Genomic DNA, 2,793 nt, shown 5'->3' with positions numbered 1-2,793 from the left:
TAATACTTGCCGTTTAACTCAGTGTATGAAGGCTCGAAAGGCGTACCGTCAGGAGGTTCGTATGATAATAAAGGAACTGTATAATTACCTATTGTTTTATATATTTCAAGTTTATAGGTATCTACATCTTTTTCTTCTTTCCAATTTATACCATCTTCTGTTGACCATATTTTTGAGGCATCTTCAGCAGGAGTCCAGACATCTTCCCAACCCAAAGCATTATCATACTCATAATAAATATCATGCCCATTTTCTTTTACATATAATTTATTTGATTCATAAAGAATATCTATAGCTGCATTTCTTCCTTCGCGTAGAGGAAATTTATGTTCTACCCAATTATTATTATCTGAAGTATCTTTATTTACATCAACACTATAATATCTCATTCCAATAGTAAATTTAGGAGCAGAAGGATCTCTGTATCCTGTAGGATTTGTATCAATAGGGCTTTCCTGAACGAAAAGAAATAATCTGCCCTTAAGATAAAATAGTGATGAAAAATTTAAACTATGTACACCATATCTTCCCTGTATAGTAGGATTATCTTTATTAGGCTGCGGAATATAATAAGTTTTCTTTTCTCTATTTGCTGAGTATGCCCAATTTATAAGGCTGTCTGATTCTCTGCTGATAAAATCTATAGTATAATTTGAATAAGCACCAAAAGGATAGTAATAAGCTTCGGGAACATAAGTTACAATATTTAATTTTTCAAATTTTATTTTATATTCATAACTACCATATGATTTTTGTTCGGGTTTTGATGGTATTGATACTTTATTTGCTTCTATTATTAATTTTTTTGAATTTAGATTAGTCCAATACTCTGTTTGTTCTAAATCTCCTGAATTAATGCTGTGTATTTTGGTTATTGTTTTTCCGTCTTTCTCTATTCTTAATACTGCTCCTTTGCCTGCGGGCTTAAGTGTTTTTGTGTTGGGGTCGTATTGGTATTCATTAGTAGCTAAAACATACCAGTCACTGGTATTTCTTCTTTATCATCTTCTATATTTGGAAATGCTGTTGGGGGCGGTATATATGTGGGGCTTAATAAATTAATCTTCTTACATGACATTATCAATACTACTATCAAAATCAATAAAAGAAGTAAAAAATACATTTTCTTATTAATAAAGTTCTTTTTCATATAATAACTCCGTTAATTTTTTACCGTATAACTATCCCTTTATTAATTATATACGTAAAAAATTAAATATGCAAGTAAAAAAAATTGAAAATTTTTTAAAAAAATAGGCTTTTGAATATTAATAAATAATAAACAAAAACCTATAAATAAAAAATATATATCGGAGGCTAAAATTTGTGAATGTCTATGTTTTTTTCTAATCTTTCTAATTCACTTTTTAAAAATTCTTTCCATTTGTCTGCTCTGAATATCGGAGAAGTTATGAATATATCTTTATCTCCTCTTCCAGACATATTAACTATAATTACATCATCTTTTGTGTATTGTTTGGCATATTCTATAGCCTTAGCACCAGCATGGGCACTTTCTAATGCAAATATTACTCCCTCATTTCTAGCAAACTCTTTAACTGCATTAATTGCTTCTTTGTCAGTAGCATAAGTAAACTCTATTCTTCCAGATTCTCCCAAATATGCAAGCTGAGGACCAACTCCCGGATAGTCTAAACCAGCAGATATAGACATAGTTTCTGATATTTCGCCGTTTTCTTTTAATATAAATTTGCTCATATACCCCTGAGCTGCAACATCTTTGGCATAAGGGTTTTTCATTCTAATGGCATTTTCTCCGAGGTTCATGCTTATACCGCCAGCTTCAACAGCTATTAATTTTGGATTTTCTCTTTCTATAAAAGGCTCAAAAAATCCTATAGCATTAGAACCGCCGCCTACGCATGCTATCATAGCTTTAACATTCAAATTCTTTTCTTGTATTTGTTTATCCAATTCTTTCCCTATTACCGATTGGAAAGTCCTGACAATATCAGGGTAAGGGCTAGGTCCTACTGCACTTCCAAGCAAATAGTGAGTATCTTTTAAATCTTTAACCCAATCTTCTAATGCCGCATCAACAGCATCTTTAAGTCCTCTTCCTCCTCTGGTTACCGACACTACATTAGCTCCGTATAGTTCCATAGAGGCTACATTAGGCTGCTGTCTTTTTACATCTATCTCGCCCATATATATAGAACATTCAAGTCCTAGCTTGGCACATGCAGCAGCAGTGGCAAGTCCATGCTGACCTGCTCCTGTTTCTGCAATAATCTTCTTCTTTCCCATCTTCTTGGCTAAAAGTGCCTGTCCTATTGAATTGTTAATCTTATGTGCTCCTGTATTTGCTAAGCCTTCAAGTTTCACATATATTTTAGCACCGCCGATTTTTTCAGATAAGTTTTTAGCGTACATTAAGGGAGTAGGTCTTCCTATAAAATCAGCTCTTAATTCCTCAAGCTCGCTTAAAAATTCTTTGTCATTAATGTAATGTGCAAATGCTTCTTCCAATTCAATTAATAATTTCTCTAATGGTTCTGGTACGAATCTCCCGCCGAATTTACCGAAGAACCCTTTATTACTGTTTTTCATAATCATAAATCCTTAAATTAAAATGTTTTTCTTAGTAATATTACTTTATATAGTAATATTAACATATCTATGAAATTTGTCAAGATATTTTTTTATTTTTTATTATCAAAAAATAGTTTATAATAGACTTGTTTCAAAATTACTTGACAAACAATTTTACAAGTTTATTATTTTATGTTAAATTAAATAATATTAATTATTGTTTAATTTAATGTTTTACAT

2 protein-coding genes and 1 pseudogene are annotated in these 2,793 nt (G+C 31.1%); all 3 read right to left on the bottom strand.

Going from position 1 to position 2,793, the window contains the following annotated elements; all coding sequences use genetic code 11:
• A pseudogene (locus tag Q1X91_RS15560) lies at positions 1–389 on the bottom strand (hypothetical protein); the annotation flags it as partial.
• A gap of 578 nt (positions 390–967) precedes the next feature.
• Entirely contained in the window at positions 968–1,150 is a 183-nt protein-coding gene (locus Q1X91_RS15555) for a hypothetical protein (RefSeq protein ID WP_300759517.1), read from the bottom strand.
• Positions 1,151–1,317: 167 nt separating this feature from the next.
• Positions 1,318–2,571: a tryptophan synthase subunit beta gene (gene trpB / locus Q1X91_RS15550; protein WP_096736220.1), complete on the bottom strand. Its 1,254-nt coding sequence runs from the start codon at positions 2,569–2,571 to the stop codon at positions 1,318–1,320.
• Positions 2,572–2,793 lie beyond the last annotated feature (222 nt).

It is taken from the genome of uncultured Brachyspira sp., from assembly GCF_949287625.1.
GTDB lineage: Bacteria > Spirochaetota > Brachyspiria > Brachyspirales > Brachyspiraceae > Brachyspira.
This window is presented reverse-complemented; position numbering and strand designations above follow the sequence as displayed.

What these genes read in the sequence shown, in the direction of transcription:
- Q1X91_RS15555 (WP_300759517.1), bottom strand. Translation starts at nt 1,150, where the DNA reads ATGAAAAAGAACTTTATTAATAAGAAAATGTATTTTTTACTTCTTTTA.
- trpB (WP_096736220.1), bottom strand. Translation starts at nt 2,571, where the DNA reads ATGAAAAACAGTAATAAAGGGTTCTTCGGTAAATTCGGCGGGAGATTC.